Below are 2,867 nucleotides of genomic sequence, written 5' to 3'. Positions count from 1 at the left end.
TCTCGCCTATGTGGATCCGGCCAGCCAGCTGCGCGACGGCTGGGTACTGGACACCAACGTCGGAAGATACGGCACCAACTACCTGCTCCGCGCCGCGACCGCGTACCGGGGGATCGGGGCGAACCTGGCGGTGGTGGTCATCTACCCGGCGTTGTTCGACGAGGCGGACGACAACGGCGACCCGCTGAATTTCGTCCTCCGGTTCGATCCGGGTCAGGCCCCGCCCGTCGCCACCTTCTGGTCGCTGACCGCCTACGATTCGGAGGGTTTCCTGGTGCAGAACCCGGCCGGCATCCAGACCGTCGGCCATTGGGAGGCACCCGAGTTCGCACCGGACGGCGCATTGGAAATCGCGGTGCAGGCCGCGGACCCGGGGCCGGGGGTGCCGCGGACCAACTGGCTGCCGATACCCGACCGGGGACAGTTCTCCCTGTTGCTGCGCATGTACAACCCGGATCAACGGGTGCTGGACGGACAGTGGTTCCCGCCGCCGCTGGTACCGCGCTGACGTCGGCTCAGATATTCGCGCCCTTGTCGCGGTTGCAGCCACGGCACAGGATCTGCAGGTTCGCCGCGCTGGTGGCGCCGCCGCGGCTGAGCGGAATGATGTGGTCGAATTCGAGGTAGTGGCTCTCCCCGCATTCCACGCAGCGCCCGCCGTCACGCTGCCAGACCTGCGCCTTCACCTCCTGCGGGATACTGCGCGAATCCCGCTGCCCGGGGGCCAGGACCAGCCGTTTGGCGATACGCAGCGCCCCCTCGAGCGCGGCGGCGAGGTAATCCGGATCGGCCGCGGCGAACAGTGCGCCACCACGGGCCGAGGTCGCCGCCACCACCACGGTGCCGTGTTCGGCGGCCACCGAGACGATGCGCGACCACGGGATCTCCACTCCCGCGCCCGGGCCCACGAACCGCAGTTTCTTCGTGCTCACGATGAGCCGGCCGTCGGTGTGTTTGGGACCGCGGGCCAGTTCCCGGATATGGGTGGCGTCGATATCGAGATAGACCAGCTCCTCGGCGTCGAGATGGAGGTCCGGGGTGTGGAGCGAGGGCAGTTCGCCTTCACGCAGGCGGGAGAGTTCCCGGCCCCGCCCCATCCGGGCGCGCAGGTCGTCGATCAGCGGACCGGACAGGGCCAGTTCGGTGATGGCGTGCTCGACCTCGTCGAATTCCCCGGCCGAGATCTGGCCGTCGGCGAAGGCGAAGGCGACCCGCCGCTCCACGTACTGCAGGGCCTCCGGTTGCAGGGCGGCGCGGGCGGCGGCGGCATCGATCCGCTGGTATCGCAGCGAGGCCCACAGCTCCTCCCAGTCGGCGCCGCGCGGTCCCGGCCCGCTCAGCACCCGCGCCGCACGGGTATGCCAGTGGACGAGGAACTCCTCGGTCTCCGCGGCGCAGGCCGAGCAGGGATGGTGCCCGCCGAACATCCGCCGCCGGCGGCGGGCGCCGCACCGGTCGCAGTCGTGCGGATGCGGGCGCGCCGACGGTCGTGTATCGGCGGTCCATTCCTCGCCGTCCCACCAGCGGAGCAGGGTGGGATCCTCGGGATCGCGGTACCAGTCCGCGCGACCGGAGCCCGGCGGGGCCGGGACCGGGGCGGATCGCGACGCGGTGACCCGGCGCAGGGATACCGTGCCCGGCGCCTGCCGGGCCGGGGCCTCGCGGGCGAACCGATCCCACGGCGCGGCCGGCGCGGTGGGTGCGGGCGTCTCGTCGAGCCGGTAGTGCGCGTTACCGGGATGCATATCGGGACGCTGCCGTCCGGGCTCGGTCACCGGCGCGGTACCCCCGTGCCGGGGGCTCCCGGGCGCGCTGCGGGGTGCGGCGGCCGGGTGCGGTGCATTCCGGCCGGTGGTGCCGTCCGCGGCGAGCCCGGTCGGTATCGCCGCCGTCCGGGCACCGGGGCTGTCATCCGGCACGGATTCGAGGGCCGGTCCGGTGCGGACGGCGGTGTCCCGGTCCGCGGTCCCCGCCGCGTTCACCCGGACCGCGCTCTCGTTCTGCCGCGAACGGATCGGGGTCACGTCCGCGCGCGGGGCACGCCGGTCGGACGAGAGATCGGTGGCCGCGGCCTCGTCCTCGACCTCGATACCGAATTCGGTGATCAGACCGGCCATACCGGTTGCCCAGCCCTGCCCGACCGCCCGGAAGCGCCAGCCGCCGTCCCGGCGGTAGAACTCGCCGAACATCATGGCCGATACCGATTCCGAATCGGCGACGGTGTACACCGCGACCGGCCCGTCGACCGCGTGGACGGTGACGCGGAGTTCGCCGACCTGCGCGAAGGTCGCCTCCTCCAGCGACCCCGACACCACGATCCGTTCCACCTCGGATTCGGTGCGCGGCAGTGAAACGCTCAACCGCGCCGTACCGGGCGCGGGATCCTGGTCTAGGGTCACCGCCTGCGAGATATGGCGCGGCGCGTTGTAGAACACGAGATCCCGGTCGCCCCGTACCGACCCGTCCGCGTCCAGCAGCAGGGCGTGCGCGTCCACCGCATGCTCCGACCGCCAGGAAATCACCACGGCCAGAAGAGATGTCGGTATCGGCGTATTGGCGCCCTTGCTCAGTTCCATCGCCGTCGAACTATGCCATGTGGCGCCGACACGCCCGCAGGCGCGCAGGTCATCGCTTTATTCGCGGAATATGCGGCAGAGTTGTGCCATGACCGATCCGGGGCAGCCGGGGGCGAAACGGCCGGCGGGCAGATCGGGTGCGCGCCGGGTGCCCACGCCCGCCGATGTGCTCGCCGCCGCCCAGTCCGCGGTGGACGCCGCGCAATCGGCCGCGGGCCAGGCGCTCGAGGCCGCTCAGCTGACGGCCGGGACGGCCTTCGATACGGCGGTACGGCTGCCACCGGCCTCGGC

General features: G+C 71.8%; 2 protein-coding genes and 1 pseudogene. 2 read left to right on the top strand and 1 reads right to left on the bottom strand.

Translation table 11 applies throughout. The features are described 5' to 3' along the window. A partial coding sequence (locus ACWDU1_RS31295) for a DUF1214 domain-containing protein (protein ID WP_450004015.1) occupies window positions 1-508 on the top strand: 508 nt, incomplete at its 5' end. A 7-nt stretch (window positions 509-515) separates the two neighbouring features. Here the strand turns inward: ACWDU1_RS31295 and ACWDU1_RS31290 are convergent. Continuing rightward, the gene (locus ACWDU1_RS31290) at window positions 516-2,576 is read right to left on the bottom strand and encodes a TerD family protein (RefSeq protein WP_450004013.1); all 2,061 of its coding nucleotides are present in this window, start codon (window positions 2,574-2,576) and stop codon (window positions 516-518) included. An 88-nt stretch (window positions 2,577-2,664) separates the two neighbouring features. Here ACWDU1_RS31290 and ACWDU1_RS31285 point away from each other — a divergent pair. Continuing rightward, window positions 2,665-2,867, top strand: a pseudogene (locus ACWDU1_RS31285) (hypothetical protein); the annotation flags it as partial.

This window comes from Nocardia sp. NPDC003345, assembly GCF_053589395.1.
Note: the sequence above shows the minus strand (reverse complement) of the source record. Positions and strands in the feature narration are given on the sequence as shown.